The organism is Pseudomonas sp. DWP3-1-2 (assembly GCF_049896285.1).
Classification (GTDB): Bacteria; Pseudomonadota; Gammaproteobacteria; order Pseudomonadales; family Pseudomonadaceae; genus Aquipseudomonas.
This window is the reverse complement of sequence record NZ_JAFCTZ010000009.1, coordinates 1-15,398: the sequence shown is the minus strand read 5'-3', so window position 1 is coordinate 15,398 and position 15,398 is coordinate 1. Positions and strand designations below refer to the sequence as shown.

Annotated in this window: 17 protein-coding genes; 9 read left to right on the top strand and 8 right to left on the bottom strand. The window is 57.1% G+C overall.

Translation table 11 applies throughout. The features are described from left to right. Positions 1 to 453 precede the first annotated feature (453 nt). Genes ACP7B0_RS18065 through ACP7B0_RS18050 form a run of 4 tightly spaced genes read left to right on the top strand, consistent with a single transcriptional unit; the run spans position 454 to position 3,701 of the window. Positions 454 to 1,053 (top strand): aminodeoxychorismate/anthranilate synthase component II, encoded by a 600-nt coding sequence (locus tag ACP7B0_RS18065; protein WP_426142879.1) that lies wholly within the window; start codon positions 454 to 456, stop codon positions 1,051 to 1,053. Between the two features lie 22 nt (positions 1,054 to 1,075). Then, positions 1,076 to 2,125: an anthranilate phosphoribosyltransferase gene (trpD, locus tag ACP7B0_RS18060; protein ID WP_426143093.1), complete on the top strand. Its 1,050-nt coding sequence runs from the start codon at positions 1,076 to 1,078 to the stop codon at positions 2,123 to 2,125. Further along, a complete protein-coding gene (trpC, locus tag ACP7B0_RS18055; RefSeq protein ID WP_426142877.1) occupies positions 2,122 to 2,958 on the top strand; it encodes an indole-3-glycerol phosphate synthase TrpC in 837 nt (278 codons plus the stop codon). Before trpD ends, trpC begins: the two co-directional genes overlap by 4 nt. Before the next feature lie 47 nt (positions 2,959 to 3,005). Then, on the top strand, positions 3,006 to 3,701 hold the full coding sequence (locus ACP7B0_RS18050; RefSeq protein WP_426142875.1) for a lipoyl protein ligase domain-containing protein: 696 nt from the start codon (positions 3,006 to 3,008) through the stop codon (positions 3,699 to 3,701). Between the two features lie 50 nt (positions 3,702 to 3,751). On the opposite strand, the gene crp is transcribed toward ACP7B0_RS18050, so the two are convergent. Beyond that, positions 3,752 to 4,396, bottom strand: a complete 645-nt coding sequence (crp, locus tag ACP7B0_RS18045; protein WP_426142874.1) for a cAMP-activated global transcriptional regulator CRP — start codon at positions 4,394 to 4,396, stop codon at positions 3,752 to 3,754. A gap of 204 nt (positions 4,397 to 4,600) precedes the next feature. Between crp and ACP7B0_RS18040 the strand changes: the two genes are divergently transcribed. Both ACP7B0_RS18040 and speD read left to right on the top strand, forming a co-directional pair. Then, complete coding sequence (locus ACP7B0_RS18040) at positions 4,601 to 5,023, top strand: OsmC family protein (RefSeq protein WP_426142872.1); 423 nt, start codon at positions 4,601 to 4,603, stop codon at positions 5,021 to 5,023. A gap of 240 nt (positions 5,024 to 5,263) precedes the next feature. Further along, on the top strand, positions 5,264 to 6,058 hold the full coding sequence (gene speD, locus ACP7B0_RS18035; RefSeq protein WP_426142871.1) for an adenosylmethionine decarboxylase: 795 nt from the start codon (positions 5,264 to 5,266) through the stop codon (positions 6,056 to 6,058). Positions 6,059 to 6,123: 65 nt separating this feature from the next. On the opposite strand, the gene coq7 is transcribed toward speD, so the two are convergent. The 5 genes from coq7 to hemJ all read right to left on the bottom strand — a co-directional run bounded on the left by coq7 (position 6,124) and on the right by hemJ (position 9,556). Beyond that, the gene (coq7, locus tag ACP7B0_RS18030; protein ID WP_426142868.1) at positions 6,124 to 6,771 is read right to left on the bottom strand and encodes a 2-polyprenyl-3-methyl-6-methoxy-1,4-benzoquinone monooxygenase; all 648 of its coding nucleotides are present in this window, start codon (positions 6,769 to 6,771) and stop codon (positions 6,124 to 6,126) included. Positions 6,772 to 6,897: 126 nt separating this feature from the next. Beyond that, entirely contained in the window at positions 6,898 to 7,236 is a 339-nt protein-coding gene (locus ACP7B0_RS18025) for a histidine triad nucleotide-binding protein (RefSeq protein ID WP_426142867.1), read from the bottom strand. A 104-nt stretch (positions 7,237 to 7,340) separates the two neighbouring features. Beyond that, complete coding sequence (locus ACP7B0_RS18020; protein WP_426142866.1) at positions 7,341 to 8,132, bottom strand: SDR family NAD(P)-dependent oxidoreductase; 792 nt, start codon at positions 8,130 to 8,132, stop codon at positions 7,341 to 7,343. A gap of 61 nt (positions 8,133 to 8,193) precedes the next feature. After that, positions 8,194 to 9,078: a DUF805 domain-containing protein gene (locus ACP7B0_RS18015; RefSeq protein ID WP_426142865.1), complete on the bottom strand. Its 885-nt coding sequence runs from the start codon at positions 9,076 to 9,078 to the stop codon at positions 8,194 to 8,196. 52 nt (positions 9,079 to 9,130) lie between these two features. After that, positions 9,131 to 9,556: a protoporphyrinogen oxidase HemJ gene (gene hemJ / locus ACP7B0_RS18010; RefSeq protein WP_426143092.1), complete on the bottom strand. Its 426-nt coding sequence runs from the start codon at positions 9,554 to 9,556 to the stop codon at positions 9,131 to 9,133. Between the two features lie 137 nt (positions 9,557 to 9,693). On the opposite strand from hemJ, the gene argC reads away from it, so the two are divergent. Together argC and erpA are read left to right on the top strand one after the other, a co-directional pair. Continuing rightward, complete coding sequence (argC, locus tag ACP7B0_RS18005) at positions 9,694 to 10,728, top strand: N-acetyl-gamma-glutamyl-phosphate reductase (RefSeq protein WP_426142863.1); 1,035 nt, start codon at positions 9,694 to 9,696, stop codon at positions 10,726 to 10,728. 159 nt (positions 10,729 to 10,887) lie between these two features. Beyond that, positions 10,888 to 11,238 (top strand): iron-sulfur cluster insertion protein ErpA, encoded by a 351-nt coding sequence (gene erpA / locus ACP7B0_RS18000; RefSeq protein WP_426142861.1) that lies wholly within the window; start codon positions 10,888 to 10,890, stop codon positions 11,236 to 11,238. Positions 11,239 to 11,300: 62 nt separating this feature from the next. On the opposite strand, the gene ACP7B0_RS17995 is transcribed toward erpA, so the two are convergent. Both ACP7B0_RS17995 and ACP7B0_RS17990 read right to left on the bottom strand, forming a co-directional pair. After that, positions 11,301 to 12,395, bottom strand: a complete 1,095-nt coding sequence (locus ACP7B0_RS17995) for an anhydro-N-acetylmuramic acid kinase (protein ID WP_426142860.1) — start codon at positions 12,393 to 12,395, stop codon at positions 11,301 to 11,303. Positions 12,396 to 12,398: 3 nt separating this feature from the next. After that, positions 12,399 to 13,841 (bottom strand): peptidoglycan DD-metalloendopeptidase family protein, encoded by a 1,443-nt coding sequence (locus tag ACP7B0_RS17990; RefSeq protein ID WP_426142859.1) that lies wholly within the window; start codon positions 13,839 to 13,841, stop codon positions 12,399 to 12,401. 211 nt (positions 13,842 to 14,052) lie between these two features. Between ACP7B0_RS17990 and tyrS the strand changes: the two genes are divergently transcribed. After that, positions 14,053 to 15,252 carry a tyrosine--tRNA ligase gene (tyrS, locus tag ACP7B0_RS17985; RefSeq protein WP_426142858.1) on the top strand — a complete coding sequence of 400 codons (1,200 nt, stop codon included), beginning with the start codon at positions 14,053 to 14,055 and terminating at the stop codon, positions 15,250 to 15,252. Positions 15,253 to 15,398 lie beyond the last annotated feature (146 nt).

Here is a 15,398-nt window from a genome sequence, read left to right as displayed (position 1 = left end):
TGTTAATGCGCTTAATTTCGCCAAAGGTGCAGCTATCTGCGTCAATCCAATGGCTGGCGGAATTGTGGCGGGGGCGGGGAGGTGTGTCGGTATTCTGACGTCAACATCGAGCGCCCATCAGGCGGGGCTTTTGGGGGATCGAGGCTTGAGTTTGTGCCCGTGATATTGCACCGCCCACCGAGCTGGGCTAATGTGCCGGGACGTATAAACGAGACCTCCCCTGTGTTGATCGTCAGCAAACTCTTGATGCGCGTTATCAAGGCTCACGCCCGTTGGCGTTGGCGCGCCTGACTCATTCTTTTTCCGGCCAGTCCGGACCTCTTTCTGATACGCCTTTAAATCCTTGTCCTGCCGCTTTTCGGGAAAATCCCCGACCGCCAGACTAGCGGCCCACGATGGGCAACGATTCGAAGGTCGAACAACTAGTCAGTAATTCAATGGGTTGAAGCCAAAATGCTGCTGATGATAGATAACTACGACTCCTTTACTTATAACGTCGTGCAGTACCTGGGTGAGTTGGGTGCCGACGTTAAAGTGATCCGCAACGACGAATTGACCGTCGCCCAGATCGAAGCCTTGAACCCGGAACGCATTGTCGTTTCCCCCGGCCCCTGCACTCCGAATGAAGCCGGTGTCTCGCTGGACGTGATCAAACACTTCGCGGGCAAGCTGCCTATCCTGGGTGTTTGCCTGGGGCATCAGTCGATTGGTCAGGCGTTCGGCGGTGATGTCGTGCGTGCTCGCCAGGTCATGCACGGCAAGACCAGCCCGGTAATCCATGAAGATCACGGCGTGTTCGAAGGCCTGAATCACCCGCTGACAGTTACCCGTTACCACTCGCTGGTGGTCAAGCGCGAGACGTTGCCGGACTGCCTGGAAGTAACCGCGTGGACCGCGCTGGAAGATGGCTCGGTCGATGAAATCATGGGGCTGCGCCACAAGACGCTGAACATCGAAGGGATTCAATTCCATCCCGAGTCGATTCTTACCGAGCAGGGGCATGAGCTGTTCGCCAACTTCCTCAAGCAGACCGGCGGCACTCGTCAGGGTTAAGGATTCTTTTATGGTTAAGCCAATGGATATCAAGACGGCCCTGGGGCGCGTGGTCAGCCAGCTGGATCTGAGCACTGAGGAAATGAGCGACGTCATGCGTCAGATCATGACCGGCCAGTGCACCGAAGCGCAGATCGGGGCCTTCATGATGGGCATGCGGATGAAAAGTGAAAGCATCGACGAAATCGTCGGCGCCGTGACCGTCATGCGCGAACTGGCCAGCAAGGTCGAGCTGAAAACCCTTGATGGCGTTGTTGATGTGGTGGGCACCGGGGGCGATGGCGCGAATATTTTCAACGTCTCCACTGCCTCGGCGTTTGTGGTGGCGGCAGCGGGTTGCACGGTTGCCAAGCATGGCAACCGTGCCGTGTCGGGTAAAAGCGGCAGTGCCGATCTGCTGGAGGCGGCGGGTGTCTACCTGAACCTGACGCCGGTGCAGGTTGCGCGCTGTATCGACAGCGTCGGTATCGGCTTCATGTTCGCCCAATCCCACCATGGGGCGATGAAGTTCGCGGCCGGTCCGCGCCGGGATCTCGGTCTGCGTACGCTGTTCAATATGCTCGGTCCGCTGACCAACCCGGCTGGCGTACGCCATCAGGTTGTCGGGGTGTTTAACCAGGCGTTGTGCCGCCCGTTGGCCGAAGTCTTGCTTCGTATGGGCAGCAAGCATGTGCTGGTGGTGCATTCCCAGGATGGTCTGGACGAATTCAGCCTGGCGGCGCCGACGTTTGTGGCCGAGCTGAAAAATGGCGAGATCACTGAATACTGGGTACAGCCCGAGGATCTGGGCATCAAGAGTCAGAGCTTGTTCGGCCTGGCGGTTGATGGCCCGGCGGCTTCGCTGGAGTTGATCCGCGATGCATTGGGGCGTCGCAAGACCGAAAACGGGCAGAAAGCGGCGGAAATGATCGTGCTCAATGCCGGTGCTGCACTCTATGCTGCTGATCATGCCTACACACTTAAAGACGGTGTGGCGCTGGCCCATGATGCACTGCACACCGGCCTGGCCCGGGAGAAACTGGACGAATTGGGTGCCTTTACCGCGGTATTCAAGCAGGAGAATGAAGGATGAGCGTGCCAACCGTTCTGGAAAATATCCTCGCCCGAAAGGCCGTGGAGGTCGCTGAGCGCCGCGCGCGTGTCAGTCTTGCCGAGGTTGAGGTGCTGGCCAGGGCGGCCGATCCGACCCGTGGTTTTGCCAAGGCGCTTATGGATCAGGCCAAGCGCAAGCAGCCAGCGGTGATCGCTGAGATCAAAAAGGCGTCGCCCAGCAAGGGCGTGATTCGCGAAAATTTCGTGCCGGCGGACATCGCCAAAAGCTACGAAAAGGGCGGGGCGATGTGTCTTTCGGTCCTGACCGATATCGATTATTTCCAGGGTGCCGATGTTTATCTGCAACAGGCGCGGGCCGCCTGCAAGCTGCCGGTCATTCGCAAGGACTTCATGATCGATCCTTATCAGATCGTCGAGTCTCGTGCATTGGGCGCAGACTGCGTGCTGCTGATCGTGTCTGCGCTGGACGACGTCAAGATGGCCGAGCTGGCAGCCGTCGCCAAAAGCGTCGGTCTGGATGTTCTGGTGGAAGTGCACGACGGCGATGAACTGGAGCGTGCGCTGAAAACACTGGATACGCCGTTGGTTGGCATCAATAACCGTAACCTGCACACCTTTGAGGTCAATCTCGAGACGACCCTCGACTTACTGCCGCGTATTCCGCGAGATCGCCTTGTGGTCACCGAAAGCGGCATTTTCCATCGTGCGGACGTTGAGCTGATGGAGATCAGCGATGTCTATGCCTTCCTGGTGGGCGAGGCGTTCATGCGTGCCGAACAACCGGGAGCGGAATTGCAGCGGTTGTTCTTCCCTGAGCGCGGTATGTTGATCAACGCCTCTGTGGTGGACTGATCAACGCGTAGCAAGGCTCGCGTCGACCGTTTTCATAGAGGATCGTCATGTCTGATCAGGTTGTTGATATCTGCGTCGAAGCGGGCCTGCAGGCCGAGCAGGACTTGCTGGCGCGCGTGTGTGCGGGCGAAGCGGATTACGGCCTGTTGCTGTGGCGTCCGGTTGATCGTGCGCTGGTAATGCCACGGCGCATGAGCCGCCTGCCCGGGTTCTGCGAAGCCAGCGAAACCCTCTCTGACAGCGGCTGGCCCATCTTGCTGCGCGAGAGCGGCGGTGAGCCGGTTCCGCAATCATCCGCGACGGTGAACATCGCTCTGGTGTATGCGCAACCGGCCAGCGACCTTGATCGCGATCGCATCGAAACCGCCTACCGGCGTCTGTGCCAGCCCATTCTCGATGTGTTGTATGAGTTGGGCGGCGCTGCCACGCTGGGGGAGGTGGAAGGTGCGTTTTGTGATGGGCGTTTCAACGTCAATCTCGATGGCCGAAAAATGGTCGGCACAGCCCAGCGGTGGCGACAAAGCCAGGGCGGCGCACGGCCCGTCGTTCTTGCCCATGGCGCACTGTTGATGGATGACGAGCGCGTGGAAATGACGGCAGCTGTCAATCGCTTCAATGAAAACTGCGAGCTGGAACAGCGCGTTCGGGCCGACAGCCACATTGCCTTGCGCGAGGCGTTTTCTGGCGACGGTGTGCTGGAAAAACTGGCGAGTCGTTATGGCGCGATGCTCGCGCAGCTTTGACGTTAACCCGTTGAAGCGAGGCCCCGGCTATTTCGGTCGCCTGTACGGTTTCACCGCGTCCCGAACACCACCATGGTCTTGCCTTTGACGTGGACCAGTTTCTGTTCCTCCAATGCCTTCAGCACTCGACCGACCATCTCCCTTGAGCAGCCCACGATTCGTCCGATCTCCTGACGGGTGATCTTGATCTGCATGCCGTCGGGGTGGGTCATGGCGTCGGGTTGCTTGCACAGATCCAGCAATGTGCCTGCTACGCGACCGGTCACATCAAGAAAGGCCAGATCGCCCATCTTGCGCGTGGTGTTGCGCAGCCGCTGGGCCAACTGATTGCCGATGGCGTACAGAATGTCCGGCTCTTGCTGAGTGAGTTCACGGAAAGTGCTGTAGCTGATCTCGGCCACTTCGCATTCAGTCTTGGCGCGCACCCAGGCGCTGCGTTTTGTCTCATGCCCGGGCGCTTCGAACAGGCCCAGCTCGCCGAAAAAGTCGCCGGTGTTCAAGTACGCGACGATCATCTCCCGGCCTTCGTCGTCTTCAATGACCACGGTGACCGATCCCTTGAGGATGAGAAACAGGGAATGCGCAGGATCGCCTGCGCAGATGATGTTGGACTTTGCAGAACAGCGGCGGTGTTGGGCGTGGGACAGGAGCTTGTCCAGGTTCTTGATTTTGGGTGTGAGCGTTATTGCAACCATGCTGATAATCCAAAAATGCGTCGCTTCAGGACATTTCCATGGTTATCGGCAGCAACGCTCATTTACCGTAATGCATTCGAAGGTATTCACCGACATTTGCGAAATTTCCTACGTCTTGGTTTCAAAACCTTACTGACACCTTCATCCAGCCGCTGACGGCCCCTGTGATAAGCTGGCCCCCTTTTTTAGCAGTGGAGTCCGGCGATGAAGGCACGCATTCAATGGGCGGGTGACGCCATGTTCCTCGGCGAATCCGGTAGCGGTCATGTTGTGGTCATGGATGGCCCGCCCGAGAGCGGCGGTCGCAATCTGGGTGTGCGGCCCATGGAGATGGTTTTGCTCGGCCTGGGTGGCTGCAGTAACTTCGATGTGGTCAGTATCCTGAAAAAATCACGTCAGCCGGTTGAGAGCTGCGAGGCTTTCCTGGAGGCGGAGCGCGCCACTGAAGATCCCAAGGTCTTCACCCGCATCCATTTGCATTTCGTGGTCAAGGGTCGTGGCTTGAAAGAAGCCCAGGTCAAGCGCGCCATCGAGCTTTCAGCCGAGAAGTATTGCTCTGCGTCGATCATGCTGGGCAACGCCGGCGTAAAGATTACCCACGATTATGAAATCGTTGAATTAGGCTGATTCGACATCCAACTATCATAAAAACGGCGCACACTCTGGCAGACCGCTTCTGACGTCTGCATAATGCGCCCCTTTTTCAGGGTGCAGGCTGCACAGTCCGATGGCGGCCGTGCCCGAACAGATAACCAAAATCGCCAACGCGAAGAGGTGTAAACCGTCCTACGCAGCTGAGCCAGGCTCATCTGACGGGCATGCTTGATCACGTGGCCTGGGCCGCACACATATAGAGAGTTTTTAACGGTGAAAAGCAAACTCAAGCTCCACGGGTTCAACAACCTGACCAAGACCTTGAGCTTCAATATCTATGACATCTGCTATGCGGAAACCCCGCAGGACCAGCAGGCTTACGTCGAGTACATCAACAGTGTGTACGACGCCGAACGCCTGACGCGGATTCTCACGGATGTTGTCGATATCATTGGTGCCAACATCCTGAACATCGCCCGTCAGGATTACGATCCCCAAGGCGCCAGCGTGACCATCCTGATTTCCGAGCAGCCGGTGACACCTACCGAAAGCCAGATTGAAGAGTCGCCGGGCCCGCTGCCGGAAACCATTCTGGCGCACCTCGACAAGTCCCACATCACGGTCCACACGTACCCGGAGATTCATCCGGTCGATGGTATCGCGACATTCCGCGTGGATATCGACGTATCAACCTGTGGTGTGATTTCGCCGCTTAAAGCGTTGAACTACCTGATCCACAAATTCGAATCCGACATCGTGACCGTCGATTATCGTGTGCGTGGCTTTACCCGTGACGTCGAAGGCAAGAAGCACTTTATCGATCACGAGATCAACTCCATCCAGAACTACCTCTCGGAAGATACGCGCAACGGTTATCAAATGACCGACGTGAACGTCTACCAGGAGAATCTGTTCCACACCAAGATGCTGCTCAAGAATTTCGAACTGGACAATTATCTGTTCGGTGATGCGACCAGCACCCTGTCAACCGAGCAACGCGATCAGGTGACGGCCAAGGTCAAGCACGAGATGCTGGAAATCTTCTACGGGCGCAACGTCGCTCGCTGAGATTCAAGCAGCAAAAAAGGCGCCTGTTACAGGCGCCTTTTTTGTGGGCATTCAATGGCGGTAAGTCAGATCCGGTAGGTGCTTTTGGTCATGACTTTGGCCAGCACGCTCATGCCGAATTTGACCGGGGCCGGAAACCGGAAGCCGCCGGCATTCAGCGCATTTTCCGCATGTTGCTCTTCATCGATCCGCATCTGCTGCAGGATGGCACGGGACTTTTCATCCTCGGCCGGGATCTGCTCAAGATGTTCGTTCAGGTGCTTGCAGACCTGGTTTTCGGTCGCGGCGACGAAACCCAGGCTGACTTTGTCGCTGATCAAGCCGGCGACGGCGCCAATGCCGAACGACAGGCCATAAAACAGCGGGTTCAGCACGCTGGTGTGGCTGCCCAGCTGGTGGATGCGCTGTTCGCACCAGACCAGATGGTCGATTTCTTCTTCCGCCGCGTGCTCCATGGCCGCACGAACGTCAGGCAATTTAGCGGTCAGGGCCTGGCCCTGGTAAAGCGCCTGCGCACAGACTTCACCGGTATGGTTGATGCGCATCAGCCCGGCCACGTGTCGGGTATCAACGTCGCTCATCTGGACTTCAGGTTGAACGATGGCAGGTGAGGGCCGATAGGAGTAGCCCTTGGACGGCAACAATGTGCGCATCGCGGCATCGGCTTGTAACAGAAGACGATCAATAGGGGAGTAGTGACGTTCGGTAGCCATGGGCACCTCCGGAAAAACCATGGAGGCCAGTCTACTCCAATCACGGGCAAGAGGCTTGAGCTGGATCAGCCCGCTGCGGGGCCGTTAAAGCCGACAGCGGGCTGCAAGTGGTTGATCTGGCTGGAATCAGCCCGGCGGCCAATGCATCTGGCGCTGACCCAGAACATGCATGTGAATGTGATAGACGGTCTGGCCGCCCAATTCATTGCAGTTCATGACCACACGAAAACCGTCTTCGCAGCCCAACTCCCTGGCCAGGCGCTGTGCCGTGAACAGGATGTGCCCTGCCAGGGCCTTATCCTCTTCCGTCAGGTCATTGAGGGTGCGGATCGGCTTCTTCGGAATGACCAGAAAGTGCACCGGCGCCTGGGGCGCGATGTCGTGAAAGGCCAGCACTTGATCATCTTCATAGATGATCTTGGCCGGTATCTCCCGGTTGATGATTTTGGTAAACAAAGTATCCACAGCCGTTTGCTCCTTTTGGGTGGATGTTGAATCGCTGATAAATCGACTGAGCGACGGGAACTGAGTGTATCGAGGCAGCTTTGGCGCGCCCAGTCGTTTGTCTGTCAGCGTGGGCAGTACGACTTGTTGATCAGGCCCACGAGATTACGGGTCAGCCAGCGTGAACCAATCCGCGGGCAGAACGCGAGCAGCTTGTTGCGCCAGCCAGGGACAATAATTGCGCGATTTTTTGCCAGGGCGCGGACGGTATACAGCGCGACTTCCTCCGGGCTCATCATGCGTTTGCTGCGTTCGAGCTTTTCACTGTGAAGCTGGGCGGTGCGGAAAAACGGCGTCCGGGTCGGTCCAGGGCAGAGAACCGAAACCTTGATGCCGGTCTTTTTCACCTCCTCCCGCAAACCTTCGGAGAAATGCAGAACATAGGCCTTGCTGGCGTGATAGCTGCTCATCCAGGGGCCGGGACTGAACGCCGCAAGTGAGGACACATTGAGGATTTGCCCGCCGCCCTGCAGGGCCATCAGATTGCCCACCGTGTGGCACAGGCGCGTCAGGGCCAGAATGTTCAAGTCGATCAGATCCTGCTCAAGGCTCCAATCCTGCGCCAGGAAGGGGCCACAGGTGCCGATCCCGGCACAGTTGACCAACAGGTCGATCTGATGGGCGCCTTCGTCTTCAAGTTCTAAAAGGAAGCCGGAGAGCCGCAACGGCTCCCCGAGATCGCAGGCCCGAATCAGCACTTCGACGCCAAAGCGCTGAGTCAGCTCAATGGCGACGGTTTCCAGCAAGTCACGCTGGCGCGCAACCAGAATCAGACTGCGCCCCCGGCGCGCCAGCGCTTCAGCCATAGCCAGGCCTATGCCGCTGGTTGCGCCAGTAATCAAGGCGTAACGGGTCATGCTGTTCTCCATTTAGCGTACTGCAAACCACAATTCATCACGGAACCTGTAAAGCGGCTATTTATTTACTTTGCTGCGTAGCGGTGTCGGCGTCAGCGCCGTCGTCATAGAGCTGCGATTGCTCGTAGTTGACACTTGAGTTTTCCAGTTCCGTCTGCAGAGTGCTGAAGCCTCCGACAAAGCCCGCTACAAGGAAAAGTACGAGAACGAGGACCCACAGCCACGCCAGTACTTTGACCGTCTGAGTATTGGGCGGCGGGGGAGGGCCGTATTGATTGGCCCCGTGATTGCCGGGCATCGCGGTAATCATCATGGGGAATATGCTGTTGACGAAGGGAATCAGGTTCAACAGCAGTAACCATCCCGACCATCCGATGTCGTGCAGGCGTTGCACACCGATCTGTACGCTGACGACGATGAACGCGACCACACCCACCGCAGCCAGCAGTCCACCGCCAACCAGTGACACGCTCATGACGCCTACGCAAATCGCCCCGACTACACACGCCATGAGGACCAGCACCAGGCTCCAGGCCATGTAGCGCACCCGCCCAATCCGGCCTTGTATGCTGAACACCTTGAGTGTCGAGTGCTCAGGCAGGCTCGTGCCAACCGGTGCGCGAGGCGGAGCGTAAGGCGAGGCCGCAGGCGCGCCGACGGGCTCGGAATACGCTTTAGGCTCTTCGATTTCTTCCAGGCTGAGGGTGATGGCCGGGTCTGACTCGATCCGCGCATCGACACCGGCATCGCTCAATGCACTGAGATAGTTCAGGGCGTCCGAGTGGGGCAGGCCGCGCTTGAGTGCAATCGGCTTGCCGCTGAACAGTTTTTCCACTGCCGACGGTTCGCTCTTGAACAGTTGTGCAAGGTTGAACTTGGCGGTTTGTAAGTCAACGCCGGTGCGCAACTGCCCGTCGAACACGATCTTGTAGAGGGTTTCAGCCACGGTGGCTTCCTTGTCTTGAAATGAATGAAAAGCTGCGATTACGGTCCAGGGCTTAGAAGGGTTTGACCACCACCAATATGACGACGGCCAGCAATACCAACACCGGGACTTCATTGAACCAGCGGTAGAAAACGTGGCTGCGGCCATTCTCGCCGCGAGCGAAGCGTTTGACCTGGGCGCCACAGACATGGTGATACCCGATCAGCAGCACAACCAGCGTCAGCTTGGCGTGCATCCAGCCATGGCTGAAATACTCCTTGGCGTTAAGGCTGATCAGCCAGATGCCAAACACCAGCGTCGCGATCATCGCCGGTCCCATGATGCCTCGGTACAGCTTGCGCTCCATAGTGCAGAAACGCTCCCGGCTTATGGTGTCTTCGCTCATCGAGTGATAAACAAAGAGGCGCGGCAGATAGAAAAGTCCTGCAAACCAGCAGACCATCGAGATGATGTGGAACGCTTTGAGCCATAAATACATCATTTTTAGTGTTTTCCAGATTCACGGTGCTGCAAATAGTAGTGGCTTGTGCGTCGATACGTCACGTTGTTGGTTGTCCCAGACGCATTACGCCCATATTATCGAGGGCTTTCTAGTAGGTACGCAGAGGGCAGGTTATGGTCAAGGTCGGTATCGTCGGCGGCACGGGTTACACCGGGGTCGAGTTGCTGCGTTTGTTGGCGCAGCATCCGCAAGCTGAAGTGGTCGTCATCACTTCCCGATCCGAGGCAGGGCTGCCCGTCGCTGAGATGTACCCGAACTTGCGCGGCCATTACGATGGCCTGGCGTTCAGTGTGCCTGACGTGAAAGCACTTGGCGCCTGCGATGTCGTTTTCTTCGCCACGCCTCACGGGGTAGCCCACGCCTTGGCGGGCGAATTGCTTGACGCGGGCACCAAGGTCATCGACCTGTCCGCTGACTTTCGTTTGCAGGACCCCGTGGAGTGGGCCAAGTGGTACGGCCAGCCTCACGGCGCACCGGACCTTCTGGAGCAAGCGGTCTACGGCTTGCCTGAAGTCAATCGCGAGCAAATCAAGCAGGCTCGTTTGATCGCCGTTCCTGGCTGCTACCCGACGGCGACCCAGTTGGGTTTCCTGCCATTGCTTGAGGCCGGTCTTGCGGACAACACGCGCTTGATCGCCGACTGTAAATCCGGTGTCAGCGGCGCGGGACGTGGTTTGAGCCTGGGCTCGCTGTACTCCGAGGCCAACGAAAGCTTCAAGGCTTACGCCGTCAAAGGGCACCGTCACTTGCCGGAAATCACCCAGGGCTTGCGTCGCGCAGCGGGTGGGGAGGTCGGCTTGACGTTCGTACCGCACCTGACGCCCATGATCCGTGGTATTCACTCCACGCTTTATGCAACGGTGGTTGATAAATCGGTTGACCTGCAGGCGCTCTTCGAGAAGCGCTACGCCAACGAACCGTTCGTTGATGTCATGCCCGCCGGGAGTCACCCGGAGACCCGCAGTGTGCGTGGCGCCAACATGTGCCGGATTGCTGTGCATCGTCCTCAAGGCGGTGATCTGGTGGTGGTGCTGTCGGTCATCGACAATCTGGTCAAGGGCGCTTCGGGCCAGGCCGTGCAGAACATGAACATTCTGTTCGGTCTGGATGAAAAATCAGGTCTTGCTCATGCGGGAATGATGCCCTGAGAAACCGCTGCGCGTTCCAGGCGACAAGCCGCAGGAAGCAACCCTGTTTTTTGTGGCTTGAAGCGTGCGGCGTCTCAAATAGTTGACCGATTTTGTCGGAGAAGCGGATAATGCGCGTCATTACGCATTATGACGGCTTACCGCCGGGAGATATTTAACATGAGCGTCGAATCCTTCACTCCAACGGCTTTGCACTTCACCCCCGGTGCCGCGCACAAAGTGAAAAGCCTGGTCGATGAAGAGGGCAATGATCGCCTGAAGCTGCGCGTCTTCGTGACGGGCGGCGGCTGTTCGGGTTTCCAGTATGGCTTCACGTTCGATGAAGATGTCGCAGACGATGACACCATCGTCGAGCGTGAAGGCGTCAGTCTGGTCGTCGATCCGATGAGTTTCCAATACCTCGCCGGTGCAGAGGTGGACTACCAGGAAGGTCTGGAAGGCTCGCGCTTTGTGATCAAAAATCCGAATGCATCCACGACCTGCGGTTGCGGCTCGTCATTTTCGATCTGATGAGTTGTCTGCCAGAATAAAAAACGCCGCGCTTATGCGCGGCGTTTTTCATGGTGCGTCCGTCAGGCCGGGTAAATAGCGCCCAGCACCCGCAGGCCTTTGGCGCCAGTGACCGTCGGCCGGTTGGCAGGCACGCCCTCAAGGCAGCAATGGGCCAACCATGCGAACGCCATCGCTTCGACCCAATCCGGATCAACGCCAAAGGCTTCAGTGCTGCTGACCTTCGTATTGGGCAGTAATTGCGCCAGCCTGTCTGTGAGCGCCACGTTATGAGCGCCACCACCACAGATCAACAATTCCTTGGTTTCCGATTGCGCTGACTGCAACGACTCAGTGATCGTCAGGGCGGTCAGCTCCATCAGCGTGGCCTGTACGTTTTCCGGTGCCAGGGTTGGCAGGTGGCTCAAGTGATCATGCAGCCACTCAAGGTTGAACACTTCACGGCCAGTGCTCTTCGGACCCTTGGTCAGGAAGAACCGATCGCTGAGCAACGACTTGAGCAGCTCTGGCTCAACGTGCCCGCTTGCACCCCATGCACCATTTTTGTCATAGCTCTGGTCGCGCTGCGATTGAATCCAGGCATCCAGCAGCACGTTGCCGGGGCCGCAATCGAAGCCTGTGACAGGGCGGTCCAGCTCTATCAGGCTCAAATTGCTGAAGCCGCCGATATTCAGTACCGCGCGGCGGTCCTTGTTATCGTCGAACAGCGCCTCGTGGAATGCAGGCACCAGCGGAGCACCCTGGCCGCCCGCTGCGATGTCGCGGCGACGAAAATCACTGACGACGGTAATCTCGGTGAGTTCGGCGAGCAGCGCCGGGTTGCCGATCTGTACCGAGAAGCCCCGCGCAGGCTCATGGCGTATCGTCTGCCCATGGCTGCCGATAGCGCGAATCTGGCCTGCGACCATATTCTGCTCGCTGAGCAGCGTCAGCACGCCTTGTGCTGCCAGTTTTACCCACTTCTGCTCGGCAATGCCTGCACGCGCCAACTCGTCCGGCCCGCTAGAGCAGAGTCCCAATAGCTCGGCACGCAATTCGTCAGGCATCGGGATGTAGTGAGTCGCGAGCAATCTCGGGCGCTCATCTTGCTCCAGCAGGGCAATATCGATCCCGTCGAGGCTGCTGCCGGACATCACACCTATATAAAAAAAGGCCATGGCTTATCGTTTGCTCGAGGCCAGCATGGTGGCCTTTTCCTGATCCATACGAGCCATCAATGGCTGGCTCTGTTGCATGAACCGCTGTTTTTCGGATTTGGCGATCGGATCTGCCATCGGCAATTTCCGACCCAGTGGATCGACGTGCACACCATTGACCTGAAACTCATAGTGCAAATGAGGTCCTGTGGACAAGCCGGTAGTACCAATATAGCCGATGACCTGGCCCTGTTTGACACTGCTGCCGGTGCGTATGCCTTTTGCGAAACCCTGCATGTGGCCATACAGCGTTCGATAGGTATCGCCGTGCTGAATGATCACCGTATTGCCATATCCGCCGCGACGGCCAGCAAGCAATACCTTCCCATCGCCGGTAGCCTTGATGGGCGTGCCCCGTGGGGCTGCATAGTCCACGCCTTTATGGGCGCGAATCTTGTTGAGGATAGGATGCTTGCGGCCCATGGAAAACATGGAACTGATACGGGCGAAATCCACCGGCGTACGGATAAAGGCCTTACGCATGCTGTTGCCGTCGGCGGTGTAGTAATTGGTATTGCCCTGTTTGTTGGTATAGCGGACAGCGGTATAGGACTTACCGTGGTTGGTAAAGCGCGCAGAAAGGATATTGCCGGTGCCGACAGTCTTGCCGTTCACGACCTTTTGCTCGTAGATCACATCGAATTCATCGCCTTTGCGAATGTCTTGAGCGAAGTCGACGTCGTAACCGAATATGTTTGCCATATCCATGGTCAGCGAGTGAGACAGGCCTGCCCGCTGTGCGGATTGCGACAACGAACTGTTGATCACGCCGTGGGCGTAGGCGGTACGCACGTTAGGCTTGCTGATTTCCCGGGCGAACGTGAAGCCTTTGTCGGTTCGGGAAAGACTGATGCTTTCCAGATCGCTGAGCTTGCTGTGCAGTTGCTGAAGCTCACCTTCCGGCGACAGCTCGAACTGCAGGACCTGGCCGTTTTTAAGCTGGCTGAATTGCCTGGCCTGTTTATCGCTGGCCAACACTTCGGCCAGGGTGGCGGGTGCAAGCCCGACTTTCTCGAATACTGTCGAAAGCGTGTCACCTTTGGCGACCACGACTTCCCGATGATTGGGGTTCTTCGCAGCGACTGCAGATGCCTTGGGCTGGGTCGCAGCCTCATTGGTGACTGGCTCAGCGGTCGCGTTTTCCTGAGGTTCTTCGGTGCTGTTGTCGATCTCGGCAAATGGAAACTCAGCGGCGTTCAGTGTGGCTTGAGTCGACTCTGCGGCGTCTTGTTGTTCTGTGAGCTGATCGGCGGGTGTTTCCAGATCAAGACTCAATGTGGTTTTTTTGGCTTCAACGTCACTTGAAGGGAAGACCAGGAGAGCCAGACTGAGCAAGGCAGCGATGCCGCTTGCAGCGAGCAGATGGCTCTTCGGATAAAGCGGGGGCGCTTTAGGCGGTGTATTCATAGGTAATTTTGACTTTGAAAAGATGAATTGGAAAAGATGAATGACATGATGAAGATGAAATAACTGTATAAAATATAACCAAATCCTGCTTGAAGCAACCCTGCCAAACGTATCAAATCATGATTCGTCGGGCTGTGCTGGGCAAAACTTTGTAATCGGGCCCTGATCTTGTATCGTTGGTCCCCTTTTGAATAGGCGAGGACGGGCTTATATGAAGTCGGTTGAAGAGCAGCTGGCGCTAATCAAGCGCGGAGCAGATGAACTCCTGGTCGAGGCTGAGCTGGTCACCAAGCTCAAGCGCGGTCAGCCACTACGTATTAAAGCCGGGTTTGACCCGACGGCACCTGATCTGCATCTAGGTCACACCGTTCTCATTAATAAGCTGCGTCAGTTTCAGGACCTCGGCCATCACGTCATCTTTCTGATCGGTGACTTCACCGGTATGATCGGCGATCCGAGCGGCAAGAGTGCAACGCGTCCACCTCTGACTCGTGAGCAGGTGCTGGACTACGCCGAAACCTATAAGTCTCAGGTATTCAAAATCCTTGATCCGGCAAAGACCGAGGTGGCGTTCAACTCCACCTGGATGGATCAGTTGAGCCCGGCGGATTTCATTCGTCTGTCGTCGCAGTACACTGTGGCGCGAATGCTTGAGCGCGATGACTTCGACAAGCGTTACAAAACCAATCAGCCCATCGCCATCCACGAGTTCCTCTATCCGCTTGTTCAGGGTTACGACTCCGTTGCGTTGCGTGCAGATGTCGAGCTCGGCGGTACCGACCAGAAATTCAATCTGCTCATGGGGCGCGAATTGCAGCGCGCCTATGGGCAGGAAGCGCAATGCATTCTGACCATGCCTCTGCTGGAAGGGCTGGATGGCGTGAAAAAAATGTCCAAGTCCCTGGGTAACTATGTCGGTATCCAGGAAGCGCCGGGCATCATGTACAGCAAGCTGGTGTCGATTCCTGACGCGCTGATGTGGCGTTACTTCGAGCTGCTGAGCTTCCGCTCCATGGAAGAAATCAACGGTTTCAAAGCCGATTGCGAAGCGGGCGCCAATCCGCGTGACATCAAAATCAAGCTGGCCGAGGAAATCGTGGCTCGTTTCCACGGTGAAGAGGCGGCTGCTTCAGCGCATCGTTCTGCGGGCAACCGTATGAAGGAAGGCGAGTTGCCGGAGGATCTGCCTGAGATTGCTTTGGCTGCCGCGGAAGATATGCGTATCGCTGCCGTTCTTAATAAGGCAGGCCTCGTCAAGAACTCTGCAGTGGCGCGAGATCTGTTGGCGTCGGGTGGCGTGCGTATAGATGGTGAGGTTGTTGACCGCAGCTTTATCTTCAAGGTAGGCGCAACGCACGTTTGTCAGGCTGGCAAGAAAGCTTTCGCGCGTATTACGCTTGATTCGGAATAAAACTGAAATAAACGATTGACGCCCTCCCGAATCTCTCTATAATTCGCACCTCTTCCGGAGCAGACGAAACGGAAAACCTCTTGTTAATCAAGTGGTTAGCCAGTTTGGTTGGCGAGGAAGAGGCTTCGATGCGTTGATCGAAAGCG